A 14,000-nucleotide genomic window follows, 5' to 3' on the forward strand; every position below is an offset into this window, starting at 1 on the left:
CCCCCGCCCTCGCCCAGACCCGGATCGACGCCTCCCGGCCGCCGCCGCAGACATCGGGCGTGCCCATCCCCACGGGGCAGATCGAGAGCGCGGTGGGCAAGGTCGATGCCCTCGCTCAGGACCTCATGACGCGCAGCGGCGTGCCCGGCCTCGCGGTGGCCGTGGTGCATGAGGGCAGGACGGTGTTCCTCAAGGGCTATGGCGTGCGCAAGGTGGGCGAGAGCGCGGCCATCGACGCGGACACCGTGTTCCAGCTCGCCTCCCTGTCGAAGTCGGTGGGCGCGGGCGTGGTGGCCCATGAGGTGGGCAAGGGCACGGTGAAATGGGACACGCCGGTGGAAGACCTCCTGCCCTGGTTCGCCCTGAACGACGACTGGGTGTCCGGGCATGTCACCATCGCCGATCTCTACAGCCACCGCTCGGGCCTGCCGGACCATGCCGGCGACGAGCTGGAAGACCTCGGCTACGATCGCCGGCAGGTGCTGGAGCGGCTGAAGAAGCTGCCCCTCGCCCCGTTCCGCGTCTCCTACGCCTATACCAATTTCGGCGTCACCGCCGCCGCCGAGGCGGTGGCCAGCGCTACGGGCAAGGACTGGGAGACCCTCTCCGACGAGGTGCTCTACAAGCCGCTGGGCATGGCCTCCACCTCCTCGCGCTTTGCCGACTACATGGCCCGGCCCAACCGCGCCGTGCCCCATGTGCGGGTCGGCAAGATCGGGGAGAGCAAGACCTTCGCCGCCAAGTTCCAGCGCGATCCGCAGGCCCAGTCCCCGGCGGGCGGGGTGAGTTCGTCGGCGCGGGACATGGCCCGCTGGCTCGGCTTCGTGCTGGGCGGGGGCACCATTGAGGGCCGGCAGATCGTACCCGAGAAGGCGCTGCTGCCGGCCATGCGGCCGGAGATGATCTCCTCGCCCGCCTATGCCGCCGATGCCCGCGCCGGCTTCTACGGCTTCGGCTTCGCCGTGAACGTGTCGCCCGCCGGCCGGGTGATGATCGACCATTCCGGCGCCTTCATTCTCGGCGCCGGCACCACCTATGTGCTCTTGCCCTCCGAGAAGCTGGGCATCGTGGTGCTCACCAATGCCCAGCCCACGGGCGTGCCGGAGGCGTTGTCCGCCAGCTTCATGGACCTTGCCCAGTTCGGCACGGTGACGCGGGACTGGCTCACCGCCTATGCCACCCTCATCGATCCGCTCTACACGCCGCTCGGCGCCCTCGCCGGCAAGAGCGCGCCCACGAAGCCCGCGCCGGCGAAGCCCCTGTCCACCTATGTGGGCACCTATGCCAATGCCTATTTCGGCGAGGCGCGGGTGAGCGAGGACAAGGGCCGCCTCGTCCTCACCGTGGGGCCGAAGCCGCGGGTGTTCGCCCTCGACCACTGGAGCGGGGATGATTTCATCTTCCGCCCGGAAGGCGAGGAAACGGCGCCTGCGGGATCGGTGTCGCAGGTCACCTTCGCGGACCGGCGGATGAAGGTGGAATTCTTCAACGACAACGGCCTCGGCACCTTCGAACGGCGGTGAGGGGGGCGGCCATCGTATCCCGGACAAGCGACAGCGCAGCTGGAGCGCCGAGCCGGGACGTAAGCGCAGGACTCCTGCGCAGCAGGCCATGTGATATCCCGGCCATCGAGCAGAAAGCGCCTGCGGCGGCCTCTAGCGCTGGACCCCGGCCCTCCTTTCGCTGTCGCTCCAGTCGGCCGGGGCGCGAGCCCCCCTACGGCGTGAGATACACCGCGAGGCGGGCGGCGGCGTTGCGCAGGTGCTCCTCGGCGGCGGCGCGGGCGGCGACGGGGTCCTTCTTGCCGATGGCGCCGAAAATGGCCTCGTGCTCGCGCTGTACCGCCTGGGGCAGCCCGCCGAGCCGCGCCGTGTTGGCGCGGGCGGTCCGGATGAAGTAACGGACCCGGTGGTCAAGGAACTGGGACAGGTCCCGGAAGTAGGGATTGCCCGTCGCCTCCACGATGGCGCGGTGGAAGGCCATGTCCTCGTCCACGCCAGGCTCGCCGCGGTCGATGGCGTCCTGCATGGCGTCAAGCTGGGCCCCGATGCGGGCGAGATCCTCGTCCGAGCGGCGCACGGCGGCGTGGGCGGTGGCGGTGGCCTCCACCGCCATCAGCAGTTCCACGATGGCGCGCATCTCCACCTTGTCGCTCAGGTCGGCAATGTCGAGCCGGAAGGTGGAGGCCGCGCCCGGCTCGGCCACGAACGCCCCCGCCCCCTGGCGGGTGGTGACGAGACCGTCATGCTTCAGCCGCCCCACCGCCTCGCGCACGATGGGCCGGCTGACGCCGTAGGTCTCGGCCATCTGGTGCTCGGTGGGCAGCCGCTCGCCCGGCTGGAGGCGGCCGGAGGCGATCTCCTCCCGGAGCCGGTGCGCCAGCGTCTCGGCGAGGGAAGGCGCCCGGCCGATGATGTCGCGGGGTTGGGCCATCCGTTGCTCCTAGCTCATCCGGCCAAGCCGCGCGCCAGACAACGCGACTCAACTGGCAATATAAAGCCCGCCGTTCACATGAACCGTCTCGCCGGTAACAAAGCTGGCCCAGTCGGAGGCGAGGAAGGCCACCACGCGGGCGACCTCCTGCGGCGTGCCGAGCCGCTTCGCCGGCGTTCCGGCGATCAGGGCCGCGCCGTTGGCGTCCATCAGGCCGCGCACCATGGGCGTGTCGATGAGGCCGGGGGACACGGAATTGACCCGCACCCGGGGCGCCAGTTCCATGGCCAGCGTCCGGGAAAAGTTGAGCACCGCCCCCTTGGCCGCCGCATAGTCCGCATGCCCCACGCTGCCGCGATGCCCCGCCATGGAGGCGACGTTCACGATGGCCGCGTTGTCGGAGAAATGGGGAATGGCGGCACGGCAGGTGTAGAACACCCCGTCGAGATTGACCGCGATGCCGGTGCGCCAGTGCGCGTCGGTCATCTCCGCCACCTTGCGCTCGCGGTAGAGGCCGGCGGAGGTGACGAGCACGTCCAGCGCGCCGAAGCGCTCCTTGACCACCGCGAGGGCACGGTCGGCGTCGGCCGGCTCGGCCGCATCCTGCCGCACCCCGATGGCGCGGGCGCCGGTGGGGTCGAGTTCGCCGGCGAAGGCCGTGACGCCGGCCTCGTCGAGATCCGTGAGCACGCAATTGGCGCCGAGCGCGAAGAAGGTCTCCGCGATGGCGCGGGAGATGCCGCCGTTGGCGCCGGTGAGCAGCAGGGTCCGGTTCCTGAAGTCGAACATTCAGATGCTCCCGAACGTCAGGTCATAAGCCAGCCGCCGGCCACATCGATCACCTGGCCGGTGACGAAGGCGGCAGCGTCCGAGGACAGGAAGCGGCAGACTTCCGCCACCTCCTCCGGCTGGCCGAGACGGCGCAGCGGCGTCACCAGCCGCACCGCCTCGTTGGCGGCGGTGGCGGTGCCGCGCACCATGGGGGTGTCGATGCGGCCGGGGGCGATGGCGTTCACCGTTATCCCGTAGGGCCCCAGCTCCCCCGCCAGATGCTTGGTGAAGCCGATGAGGGCCGCCTTGGAGGCGGCATAATGCACTCCCACGATGTCGCAATAGGTGCGCCCGGCCACCGACGAGATGTTGATGATGCGCCCCTGCCCCAACGCCTTCATGCCCGGCGAAAGCGCGCGCACGCAGTTGAAGGCGCCGGTGAGATTGACGTCGATCACCCGCCGCCATTCCGCCGGGTCCATGTCCGGGGCCTCGGCGCGGCGCCCGTCCGCGCCGCCCTTGGGCGAGATGCCGGCATTGTTGACCAGCACGCTCACCGGCCCGAGCGCAGCCGCCGCCGCGCGGGCGGCGGCTTCCACGGCGGCATAGTCCGCCACGTCCGCGGCAAGGCCAACGGCCTTCACCCCGCGCAGGACGGCGGCGTTGGCGGCCTCCTGCGCGAGTGCGGGATCAAAGTCCACATAGGCGACGGCGGCGCCCGCATCCGCATGGGCGTCCGCCATGGCGCGGCCGATGCCGCGCCCGGCTCCGGTGACAAAGACGACGGGGGAAGACGACGCGCTCACCGTCCGGTCTCCAGCATGATCTTGCCGAGATGGGCGCTCGATTCCATCAGCGCATGGGCCTCCCGCGCCTGGTCCAGCGGGAAGGTGGCGTGGATGAAGGGCTTGATCTTGCCCGCCTCCAGCAGCGGCCACACGTCCCGCTTCAGCGCCTCGGCGATCGCGGACTTGAGCGCTACGGAGCGGGCGCGGAGCGTCGAGCCGGTGAAGGTCAGGCGCTTCAGCATCACCGGCATGAGGTCGATGGTGACCTCGCTCGGCTGGAGGAAGGCGATCTGCACGAGGCGCCCTTCCACCGCCAGCGCCTGGAGGTTCCGCGCCACGTAGGGACCGCCCACCATGTCGAGGATCTCGTCCACGCCGCGGTCGTCGGTGAGCGCCTTCACCTCGGCCAGGAAGTCCTTGGCGCGATAGTCGATGGCGGCATCCGCGCCGAGCTTCAGGCAGAAGTCGCACTTCTCCGGCGAGCCGGCGGTGGCGATGACGCGGGCGCCGGCGTGGTGCGCCAGCTGGATGGCGGTGGAGCCGATGCCGCTCGACCCGCCATGGATCAGGATGGTCTCGCCCGCCTTCAGGCGTCCGCGGGTGAAGACGTTGTCGTAGACGGTGTAGTAATTTTCCGGCAGGCCGGCGGCCTCAAGCAGGGACAGCGGCTTGGGAACGGGCAGGCAGAGCGGGGCTTCCGCCACGCAATACTCAGCATAGCCGCCGGAGATCACCAGCGCGCAGACTTCGTCGCCGATCTTCAAAGAATCGACACCCGCTCCGAGCGCGACGATCCGCCCCGCGATTTCGAGGCCCGGGATTTCCGTGGCGCCGGGGGGCGGGGGATAATTGCCGGCGCGCTGGAGGCAGTCGGGGCGATTGACGCCCGCGGCCACCACCTCCACCAGCACCTGGCCCGGCCCCGGGCGCGGCACCGGCGCGGTCTCGATGGCGATGACTTCCGGCCCGCCGGCACCGGTGAAGCGGGCCTGGCGCATAAAATCGGGAATTTCAACCACTGGCATTTCTCCCTGAAGCACGCGCCGATCGGCCCGCAGCGCAGGCAGATCGGACACCGTGTTCTCTTTTCTCGCGTTCAGAGCCGTCCGCGCGGCGTCTTGCCGGCGCCCCTTCGCGGCGGCCACCTCGATGCGGGAAAACTACAGAAGTCCTACTTGTCAGGCAACTTGGTTATCTGCATTATCCGCAGCGCCAAACGGGGCGGCCAAACCGGCCCCGTCGCCAATGGGCACTCAAAAATCGTGCCCGAAGAACGGGTTGCAAGAGCCGGCCTCAAGACGCGCCGGACGAGGGAGGAGCCGATGAAGAGTTTCGCACGGGCGGCCCTGGCCGCCGCACTGCTTGTTGCCGCCTCCCCCTTCGCGGGACCTGCGGCGGCCCAGGGCACCATCAAGTTCGGCGCCCTCTATCCCTTCTCCGGCGGCCTCGCCCTGCTGGGCGACGAGAGCTTCCGCGGCTTTGAGCTGGCGGTGGAGGAACGCAACGCGGCCGGCGGCATCGACGGCAAGAAGATCGAGTACATCAAGGGCGACGCGGTGGATCCCAACCAGGCGGTGGGCGAGGCCCGGCGCCTGACCTCGGTGGACAAGGTCTCGGCCATTTTCGGCACCTATTCCTCGTCCCTGTCGCTGGCGGCGACCCAGGTGACCGAGCTGGCCGGCGTGCCCTATTTCGAGCTTGGCGCGGTGTCCGATCCCATCACCGAGCGCGGCTTCAAATACGTCTTCCGCACCAATGCCACCGCCCGTGACTTCGCGGTCCGCATGGTGGATTCCGTCATCGAGGCCATCGCCCCGGCGCTCGGCGTGAAGCCCGCCGACCTGAAGGTCGGCATCATCCACGAGGACAGCCTCTACGGCCAGACGGTTTCCGGCTATCAGAAGACCCGCGCCAAGGAGAAGGGCCTGAACGTGGTGGAGGTCCTGCCCTATTCGGCGAAGTCCGTGGACCTCACCCCCGTCATCCTGCGCCTCAAGTCCGCGGGCGTGGACGTGGTGCTGCAGACCTCCTACCAGAACGACACCGTGCTGTTCTTCCGCCAGATGAAGGACCAGGGCTACAAGCCCAAGGCGGTGATGGGCGCCGGCGGCGGCTATTCCACCCGCGACACCATGATGGCGGTGGGCGCGGAGAACATGGAAGGCGCCCTCGACGTGGACTTCACCCAGTACAACACGAACCCCAAGGCCACCCCCGGCCTCACGGAATTCGTGGGCAAGTACAAGGCGAAGTACGGCATCGACCCCCGTTCCGGCCATTCGCTCGCCAACTACATGGGCGCCAAGGTGTTCTTTGACGCCATCGCGGCCGCCAAGAGCACGGACGCCGACAAGGTGCGCGCCGCCGTGATGAAGGTGGACATTCCCGTGGGCGAAACCGCCACCGGCTGGGGCGCCAAGTTCTCCGAGCAGGGCCAGAACACCCGCGCCCAGCCGTTCCTCATGCAGTGGCAGGGCGGCAACCTCGTCACCGTGTTCCCCGAGGCCGCCGCGGTGGCCAAGATGAAGGTCGGCGTCGGCGCCAACTGACCTTTCGGGAACGCTTTTACGCGAACCGGTTTCCGCTTCGCTTGACCAAGCGTCTCGATTGCCTGCGGCGCCCCTGACCGGCCGCCGCGCAGCCCCCGCGCGATCTGGCCTCGTGCGGGGGCAATTCCCAGACAAGCATCCCCAAAGCAGTCACCAGGCTATCCACCCCATGTCCGGCCCCGTGCCGAAAGACCCCGCGGACTACTGGAGCGGAGCGCGATGGACGTTCTCATTCAGCTGGTGCTCAACGGCATCCTGCTCGGCAGCATGTATGCCATCATCAGCGTCGGCCTCACCCTCATCTTCGGCATCGTCCGGGTGGTGAACTTCGCCCATGGCGAGTTCCTGATGGTGGGCATGTATGCCGCCTACCTGCTCGCCGCGAAGTTCGGCCTGCATCCCTATGCGTCCGCCATTCCCGTCGTGCTGCTGCTGTTCGCCCTGGGCGCGCTGGTGCAGCGCTTCCTGATCCAGCCGCTGCTGTCCGCCGACGAGCACATCCAGATCTTCGCCACGGTCGGCCTGTCCACCGCGCTGGTGAACCTCGCCCTGCTGCTGTTCGGCGCCGACCTGTATTCGGTGCCGCCGTCGGCGGCGCAGGGTTCGGTCCAGGTCGCCGGCTTCACCCTGGTGAAGGGGCAGATCGTGATGTTCGTCTGCGCGCTGGCGCTGGTGGCGGGGCTGCACCTGTTCATGCAGTCCACCGCGCTCGGCCGCGCCATCCGCGCCACGGCGCAGAACCGCAACGCGGCGCTGCTCATGGGCGTGAAGGTAGACAAGATCTACGTCATCGCCTTCGGCATGGGCGCCGCCTGCGTGGGCCTTGCCAGCGCGCTGGTGATGCCGCTTTACCCGGTCACGCCCACCATCGGCACCTATTTCGTGCTCACCGCCTTCGTGGTGGTGGTGCTGGGCGGCATGCGCTCCATGTACGGCGCCTTCTTCGGGGCCATGATCATCGGCCTCGTGGACAGCCTCTCCGGCTACTACATCGCGCCCGACCTGAAAGAGGTCGTCTACTTCGCACTGTTCCTCCTGATCCTCATCTTCAAGCCCACCGGCCTGTTCGGCCTCGGCCGCGGCACGGAGTGACACGATGAGCCTTCACGACTCCTCGCTCAAGGCCACGCCGACCGCCCCAACCCCCGGCGGACTCTCCGTCCTGTCGCGGCTCACCGATCCGCGCGTCTATTGCGCGCTGATCGCCCTGTCGCTGCTCGTCATCATCCCGGCCTGGTCGGGCTCAACCTTCATGGTGCACGTCTTCGTCACCATCTGCGTGTTCGGCGCGCTTTCGACCGCATGGAACATCCTCGGCGGCTATGCCGGGCAGCTGTCGCTGGGCCACACGGTGTTCTACGGGCTGGGCGGCTATACGGCGGCGCTGCTGCTGACCCATTTCGGCCTGTCGCCCTGGATCGGCATGATCGCCGGCGCGGCGCTGGCCGCCCTCGTCAGCCTCGGCATCGGCTATCCCTGCTTCCGCCTGCGCGGGCCGTTCTTCTCGCTCGCCACCATCGCCTTCCTGGAGGTGGTGCGGCTGTTGTCCATCCACTTCAACGGGGTCACCGGCGGCTCGGCCGGCCTCGTGGTGCCGCTGCAGATCGGCTGGCCGTGGATGATCTTCCGCGACAAGATCAATTATCTCTACATCGCATTCGGTCTTCTGGTGCTTTCCCTGGCGGTGTCCTACGCGATCCGCCATTCCCGCCTCGGCTATTCGCTCACCGCGGTGCGCGAGCGTGACAGCGCGGCCCAGGCGGCGGGCATCAACATCAACGGCGTCAAGCTCTGGGCCATGGCGATCTCGGCGGCGCTCACCGCATTGGTGGGTACCTTCCACGCCATGTACATGACCTTCCTGGAGCCCGCGACGCTGTTCTCCCTCGCCACCGCCATCGAGATCGCCATGTTTGCCCTGATCGGCGGCCTCGGAACGGTGGCGGGGCCCCTGCTCGGCACGGTGCTGGTGGTTCCGCTCGCGGAACTCGCCCGCGGCTGGCTCGGGGCCTCGGCCAATGGCCTGCACGGCTTCGTCTATGGGTCCGTGCTGGTCATCATCACCCTGACCCTGCCGGGCGGGCTGGTGGGCACCTTCGGCCCGTTCGTGGTGCGCCTCATCGACAGGCTGCCCGGCGGCGGGCGGACCCGCGCGGACGTGGTCGCCCCCGCCACCAAGATCATCACCGGCACCCCCGGCGAGGTGGTGCTGAAGGCGCAGAACCTGGTCAAGCGCTTCGGCGGGCTGACCGCCACCGACAACGTCTCCCTCACCCTGAAGCGGGGCGAGATCCTGGGCGTGATCGGCCCCAACGGCGCCGGCAAGACCACCGTCTTCGCCCAGCTCTCGGGCTTCCTCACCCCCAATGCCGGCACCATCGAAATCCTCGGCCCCGACGGCAAGTGGCACCAGCCCAGCGCGCCGGACGCCTTCGCCCGGCTCGGCATCGGCCGCACCTTCCAGATCGTGCAGCCCTTCGGCAAGCTGAGCGTGCTGGAGAACATCATGATCGGCGCCTTCCTGCGCCATCGCTCCGTGGACGATGCCCGCGCCGTCGCCCTGCGGGTGGCCAGGCTCATGGGCCTCGACGACGTGAAGGATGTGGAGGCAGGAACCCTGCCCATCGGCGGCCTGAAGCGGCTGGAAGTGGCGCGCACGCTCGCCACCGAGCCCTCGATCCTGCTGCTCGACGAGGTGATGGCCGGCCAGAGCCAGTCCGACACCCTGAAGATGGTGGAGCTGATCCGCGCCATCCGCGACACCGGCGTCACCGTGATCGCCATCGAGCACAACATGCAGGCCATCATGAGCCTGTCCGACCGGATCGTGGTGATCGACAGCGGCAAGGTGATCGCCGAAGGCAAGCCCGACGCCGTGGTGCGCGAGCGACGGGTGATCGAGGCCTATCTCGGAGAGGATTTCGTCGATGCTCAAGGTCTCTGAGATCACCGCCGGCTACGGCCGCACCGTCATCCTCCAGGACATCTCGCTCCGGGTGGGACGCGGCGAGGTGGTGACCATCATCGGCTCCAACGGCGCCGGCAAGACGACGCTGCTGCGCGCCATCTCCGGCCTGGTGAAGCCCACCGCCGGCTCCATCGAGTTCGACGGCCAGCGCATCGACCGCCTGCCGCCGGACGAGATCGTGGGCGCAGGCCTCATCATGGTGCCGGAAGCCCGCCAGCTGTTCCCGGTCATGAGCGTGCGCGACAACGTGCTGATGGGCGGCTACCACCCCAAGGTCCGCGCCGGCATGGCCGAGCGCTTCGACGAGGTGCTGGACATCTTCCCCCGCGTCCGCGAGCGCCTTGACCAGATGGCCGGCTCCCTTTCCGGCGGCGAGCAGCAGATGGTGGCCATCGCCCGCGGGCTGATGGCAAAGCCCAAGCTGCTGATGCTGGACGAGCCCTCGCTCGGGCTTGCCCCCATCATCGTGCAGCAGATGTTCGACGTCATCGACCGCATCTGCAAGACCGGCACCACCGTGCTGCTGGTGGAGCAGAAGGCGTTCCACGCCTTGAAGATCGCCGACCGCGCCTATGTGATCGAGAACGGCCAGATCGCCCTTGAGAACACCGGCATCGGCCTGCTTGCCGACCCACATATCAAGACCGCCTACCTCGGCATCTAGAGCCTTCGGGCCACCCCCGGAACCTGCCCCATGACCACACTCCAGACCACCCGCGAGATCACCGGCCTGACCCGGGTCTACGGCATCCTCGCGGACCCCATCCACCACGTGAAGACGCCGCAGATGCTCAACGCGCTGATGGGCCGCGAGGGCCGCGACGGGGTGATGGTGCCGTTCCACGTCGCCCCGGACGACCTTGCCACCCTGGTCGCCGGCCTCAAGGCCATGAAGAGCCTCGGCGGCTTCGTGGTGACGGTGCCGCACAAGACCGCCATCGTGGACCTGTGCGACGCCGTCTCCGACAGCGCCCGCCGCATCGGCGCGGTGAACACGGTGCGCCGCGAGGCGGACGGCCGGCTCATCGGCGAGATGCTGGACGGCAAGGGCTTCGTCGGCGGGCTGCTGGCGGCGGGTATCGATCCGAAGGACAAGAGCGTCTATCTCGCCGGTGCCGGCGGGGCGGCGAACGCCATCGCCTTCGCCTTCGTGGAGGCCGGCATCTCCCGCCTCACCATCGCCAACCGCACCCGCGCCAAGGCGGAAGACCTCGCCGCCCGCCTGGCCGAGGCCTATCCCGCGGCGCAGGTGGAAATCGGCACGCCCGACCCCTCCGGCCACGACATCGTCGTCAACGGCACCTCCCTCGGCCTGAAGGAGGGCGATCCCCTGCCGCTTGATGCCGCGCGCCTTGCCCCGGAGCAGATCGTGGCCGAGGTGATCATGCAGCCGGAGGAAACCGCCCTCCTCGCCGCCGCCAAGGCGAAGGGCTGCCGCATCCATTTCGGCAAGCCCATGCTGGCCTGCCAGCTGGACCTCATGGCCGATTTCCTCGGCATGCGCGCGCTTGCGGGGGCGGGAGAATGAGCGGGTCCCTCGCCGGCCGCTGCGCCCTCATCACCGGCGGCGCCTCCGGGCTCGGCCTTGCGGTAGCCCAGGCGTTCCGGGCGGAGGGCGCATCGCTGGTGCTGCTCGACCTCGATCCCGCCGCCGAGGCGCGGGCGCAGGAGCTGGGCGAGGCTATCGCGGTCAAGGGCTCGGTGACGCGGAAGGCGGATATCGTCCGCGCCTTCGACGCCGCCGAGGCCCGCTTCGGCCCGGTGGACATCTGCCTCGCCAACGCCGGCATCTCCCAGAACGCACCCACCCTCTCGGTCACCGAGGAGGAATGGGACCGCGTCATCGCCATCAACCTCACCGGCACCTTCCTCACGGCGCAGGAGGCGGGGCGGCGCATGATCGCCCAGGGCGGCGGTTCGCTGCTGCTCATGGCCTCCATGTATGGCGTGGTCGCCGCGCCCGAGCGCATCGGCTATTGCGCCTCCAAGGCCGGCGTCGCCATGATGGCCAAGGCGCTCTCCTGCGAATGGGCGCGGGACAAGGTGCGGGTGAATGCCATCGCCCCCGGCTATGTGCGCACCGCGCTGCTGGACGACCTCGCCGCCCGCGGCCGCCTCGACCTTGACCGCCTGAAGGCCCGCACCCCCATGGGCCGGCTGGTGGAGGCGGACGAAGTGGCGCGCATGGCGGTGTTTCTCGCCTCCGATGCCTCAAGCGCCGTCACCGGGCAGGTGATGGGCGTGGACGGCGGCTGGACCGCCTACGGCTATGTATGACGGCGCGCCGTATCCCGGCTTTCCACGGCAAGGACACGGCCTTTGCGGGAGAAAGGGGCTTGCGGCGCGCGGCCAACGGATGCATCCGCTTCGCCACCGCGCGGGCGGGGCCATCCGGCTGAAGCCCGCACCCGTTTCATGCCAGATGTCTTGAGGGCTGCCTCATGAGCGCCGATCTTGTTTCCCGCCTTGCCGCCATTCTCGGCCCCTCCGGCCTCCTCGCCGACGAGGCCGACATGGCCTCCTATGCCATCGACTGGCGCCGCCTGTTTCCCGGTCGCCCGCTGTGCGTCGCCCGCCCCGCCTCCACCGCCGAGGTGGCCGAGGTGGTGAAGGCCTGCCGCGCGGCCGGCGCCGCCATCGTACCCCAGGGCGGCAATACCGGCCTTGCCGGCGGCGCGGTGCCGGACACCTCGGGCGCCCAGGTGGTGCTCTCGCTGAACCGCATGAACAAGGTGCGCGCGGTGGACCCGGTGGGCCTCACCATCTCGGCCGATGCCGGCTGCATCCTCAAGGTGGCGCAGGACGCCGCCGCCGAGGCCGGACGTCTCCTGCCCATAAGCCTTGCGGCAGAAGGCTCGGCGACCGTGGGCGGCGTGGTCTCCACCAATGCCGGCGGGGTCAACGTGGTGCGCTACGGCATGGCCCGCGCGCTGGTGCTGGGCCTTGAGGTGGTGCTCGCCGACGGCACCATCGTGGACATGGCCCGCCAGCTCCGCAAGGACAATGCGGGCTACGACCTGAAGCAGCTCTTCATCGGCACCGAAGGCACCCTCGGCATCGTCACCGGCGCCGTGCTGCGCCTGGTGCCCCGGCCCCGGCATACGATCACCGCTTTGCTCTCCGTGCCGAACCCGCAGGCGGCCCTCGACCTGCTGGCGCTGGCGCAGGACGAGCTGGGCGACACCCTCTCCGCCTTCGAGCTGATGAGCGGCTATTCCTTCGACCTGCTGAAGCGGCACCTCAACCTCACCCCGCCCATCGCTTCCGGCGACTGGTTCGTGCTGCTGGAGGCCGGCGCCAGCCTGTCCGGCCTGCGCGAGGCGGCGGAGGCGGCGCTGGCGGCGGCGCTGGAGAACGGCACGGCGCTCGACGGCGTCATCGCCGAGACGGTCGCCCAGGCGACCCAGCTCTGGGCGTTGCGCGAGCACATTACCGATGGCGAGGCCCGCGAGGGCAAGAGCATGAAGCACGATGTCTCCGTGCCCATCATTGATGTTCCCGCCTTCCTGGAGGCCGCGGACATCGCCATCGCCGAGGGCGCGCCGGGCGCGAAGGTCAATGCCTTCGGGCATTTGGGCGATGGCAACATCCATTACAACGTGGTGCTCGCGCCGGGCCAGGACGGCGCCGCCATCAACACCCTGGTCCACGACGTGGTGGCCCGCTTTGCCGGCTCCATTTCCGCCGAACACGGCATCGGCCAGTACCGGGTGGACGAGCTTCTCCTGCGCCGCGCGCCGGCGGAGATCGCCCTCGCCCGCACCCTGAAGAAAGCCCTCGACCCGGACGACTTCCTGAACCCAGGAAAGGTCCTGCCGGCCCGGGGCTGATCCCCGGCCGCACAAAAAGGCACGCTGGAACAAGGCCATGGACAGCTTCGACTATATCGTCGTGGGAGGCGGAACCGCAGGCGCAATCCTTGCGGCCCGCCTCTCGGAAGACCCCCGCCGCACCGTCCTCCTTTTGGAGGCGGGGGGCACGGACCGGGGCTTCTGGGTGCCCATTCCGGCCGGCTTCTCCAAGCTTCTGGCCGGCAGCGCCTTCAACTGGCGCTTCCAAACCGAGCCGGAGGAGGCCACCTACCACCGTCCCATCGTGGTGCCGCGGGGCAAGGGGCTGGGCGGCTCAACCCTCATCAACGGCATGATCTTCGTGCGCGGCCAGCGGCAGGATTATGACGGCTGGGCACAGCTCGGCGCCACCGGATGGGGATGGGACGATGTGCTGCCCTACTTCAAGAAGTTCGAGACCTTCGAGGCCTCCGACTGCGACACCGAGGTGCGCGGAACCGACGGCCCCATCAACATCGTCCGCGTCGGCGAACGCCCTGTGCTGTCGGAGGCTTTCATCGATGCGGCGGAGCAGGCCGGCTTCCCGCGCAACCCCGATTACAATGGAAAAGATCAGGACGGGTTCGGCTATTATCAGGTGAACCAGAAAAACGGGCGCCGCTGGACCGTGGTGGACGGCTATCTGCGCCCCGCCCTGTCC

At 69.0% G+C, this 14,000-nt stretch carries 13 protein-coding genes; 9 read left to right on the plus strand and 4 right to left on the minus strand.

The window, feature by feature from the left end; all coding sequences use genetic code 11:
- On the plus strand, nucleotides 1-1,523 hold a 1,523-nt coding region (locus K9U41_RS17385), incomplete at its 5' end, for a serine hydrolase (protein WP_282642138.1).
- A 193-nt stretch (nucleotides 1,524-1,716) separates the two neighbouring features.
- Here the strand turns inward: K9U41_RS17385 and K9U41_RS17390 are convergent.
- The 4 genes from K9U41_RS17390 to K9U41_RS17405 are packed head-to-tail and all read right to left on the minus strand — an operon-like array spanning nucleotide 1,717 to nucleotide 5,017.
- Nucleotides 1,717-2,433, minus strand: a complete 717-nt coding sequence (locus tag K9U41_RS17390; RefSeq protein ID WP_282642139.1) for a FadR/GntR family transcriptional regulator — start codon at nucleotides 2,431-2,433, stop codon at nucleotides 1,717-1,719.
- Between the two features lie 48 nt (nucleotides 2,434-2,481).
- The gene (locus tag K9U41_RS17395) at nucleotides 2,482-3,222 is read right to left on the minus strand and encodes an SDR family NAD(P)-dependent oxidoreductase (protein WP_282642140.1); all 741 of its coding nucleotides are present in this window, start codon (nucleotides 3,220-3,222) and stop codon (nucleotides 2,482-2,484) included.
- Nucleotides 3,223-3,239: 17 nt separating this feature from the next.
- On the minus strand, nucleotides 3,240-4,010 hold the full coding sequence (locus K9U41_RS17400; protein WP_282642141.1) for an SDR family oxidoreductase: 771 nt from the start codon (nucleotides 4,008-4,010) through the stop codon (nucleotides 3,240-3,242).
- Nucleotides 4,007-5,017 (minus strand): NAD(P)H-quinone oxidoreductase, encoded by a 1,011-nt coding sequence (locus tag K9U41_RS17405; RefSeq protein ID WP_282642149.1) that lies wholly within the window; start codon nucleotides 5,015-5,017, stop codon nucleotides 4,007-4,009. The genes K9U41_RS17400 and K9U41_RS17405 overlap by 4 nt, the downstream gene beginning before the upstream one ends.
- Before the next feature lie 297 nt (nucleotides 5,018-5,314).
- Between K9U41_RS17405 and K9U41_RS17410 the strand changes: the two genes are divergently transcribed.
- The 8 genes from K9U41_RS17410 to K9U41_RS17445 form a co-directional block, all read left to right on the plus strand.
- The gene (locus K9U41_RS17410) at nucleotides 5,315-6,541 is read left to right on the plus strand and encodes an ABC transporter substrate-binding protein (protein WP_282642142.1); all 1,227 of its coding nucleotides are present in this window, start codon (nucleotides 5,315-5,317) and stop codon (nucleotides 6,539-6,541) included.
- Nucleotides 6,542-6,760: 219 nt separating this feature from the next.
- Nucleotides 6,761-7,633, plus strand: coding sequence for a branched-chain amino acid ABC transporter permease (locus tag K9U41_RS17415; RefSeq protein WP_012113643.1), 873 nt, complete (start codon nucleotides 6,761-6,763; stop codon nucleotides 7,631-7,633).
- 4 nt (nucleotides 7,634-7,637) lie between these two features.
- Entirely contained in the window at nucleotides 7,638-9,485 is a 1,848-nt protein-coding gene (locus tag K9U41_RS17420) for a branched-chain amino acid ABC transporter ATP-binding protein/permease (RefSeq protein WP_282642143.1), read from the plus strand.
- Nucleotides 9,469-10,173 (plus strand): ABC transporter ATP-binding protein, encoded by a 705-nt coding sequence (locus K9U41_RS17425; RefSeq protein ID WP_282642144.1) that lies wholly within the window; start codon nucleotides 9,469-9,471, stop codon nucleotides 10,171-10,173. The genes K9U41_RS17420 and K9U41_RS17425 overlap by 17 nt, the downstream gene beginning before the upstream one ends.
- 30 nt (nucleotides 10,174-10,203) lie before the next feature.
- Entirely contained in the window at nucleotides 10,204-11,037 is an 834-nt protein-coding gene (locus K9U41_RS17430) for a shikimate dehydrogenase family protein (RefSeq protein WP_282642145.1), read from the plus strand.
- Nucleotides 11,034-11,786: an SDR family NAD(P)-dependent oxidoreductase gene (locus K9U41_RS17435; protein ID WP_282642146.1), complete on the plus strand. Its 753-nt coding sequence runs from the start codon at nucleotides 11,034-11,036 to the stop codon at nucleotides 11,784-11,786. Before K9U41_RS17430 ends, K9U41_RS17435 begins: the two co-directional genes overlap by 4 nt.
- 164 nt (nucleotides 11,787-11,950) lie before the next feature.
- Nucleotides 11,951-13,339 (plus strand): FAD-binding oxidoreductase, encoded by a 1,389-nt coding sequence (locus K9U41_RS17440; RefSeq protein WP_282642147.1) that lies wholly within the window; start codon nucleotides 11,951-11,953, stop codon nucleotides 13,337-13,339.
- Nucleotides 13,340-13,376: 37 nt separating this feature from the next.
- Nucleotides 13,377-14,000, plus strand: a 624-nt coding sequence (locus K9U41_RS17445) for a GMC family oxidoreductase (protein ID WP_282642148.1), incomplete at its 3' end; no start/stop codon positions are given.

Origin of the sequence: Xanthobacter autotrophicus (assembly GCF_029991245.1) — a bacterium.
Lineage (GTDB): Bacteria > Pseudomonadota > Alphaproteobacteria > Rhizobiales > Xanthobacteraceae > Xanthobacter > Xanthobacter autotrophicus_C.

What these genes read in the sequence shown, in the direction of transcription:
- K9U41_RS17390 (WP_282642139.1), bottom strand. Translation starts at nt 2,433, where the DNA reads ATGGCCCAACCCCGCGACATCATCGGCCGGGCGCCTTCCCTCGCCGAG.
- K9U41_RS17395 (WP_282642140.1), bottom strand. Translation starts at nt 3,222, where the DNA reads ATGTTCGACTTCAGGAACCGGACCCTGCTGCTCACCGGCGCCAACGGC.
- K9U41_RS17405 (WP_282642149.1), bottom strand. Translation starts at nt 5,017, where the DNA reads ATGCCAGTGGTTGAAATTCCCGATTTTATGCGCCAGGCCCGCTTCACC.
- K9U41_RS17410 (WP_282642142.1), top strand. Translation starts at nt 5,315, where the DNA reads ATGAAGAGTTTCGCACGGGCGGCCCTGGCCGCCGCACTGCTTGTTGCC.
- K9U41_RS17415 (WP_012113643.1), top strand. Translation starts at nt 6,761, where the DNA reads ATGGACGTTCTCATTCAGCTGGTGCTCAACGGCATCCTGCTCGGCAGC.
- K9U41_RS17420 (WP_282642143.1), top strand. Translation starts at nt 7,638, where the DNA reads ATGAGCCTTCACGACTCCTCGCTCAAGGCCACGCCGACCGCCCCAACC.
- K9U41_RS17425 (WP_282642144.1), top strand. Translation starts at nt 9,469, where the DNA reads ATGCTCAAGGTCTCTGAGATCACCGCCGGCTACGGCCGCACCGTCATC.
- K9U41_RS17430 (WP_282642145.1), top strand. Translation starts at nt 10,204, where the DNA reads ATGACCACACTCCAGACCACCCGCGAGATCACCGGCCTGACCCGGGTC.
- K9U41_RS17435 (WP_282642146.1), top strand. Translation starts at nt 11,034, where the DNA reads ATGAGCGGGTCCCTCGCCGGCCGCTGCGCCCTCATCACCGGCGGCGCC.
- K9U41_RS17440 (WP_282642147.1), top strand. Translation starts at nt 11,951, where the DNA reads ATGAGCGCCGATCTTGTTTCCCGCCTTGCCGCCATTCTCGGCCCCTCC.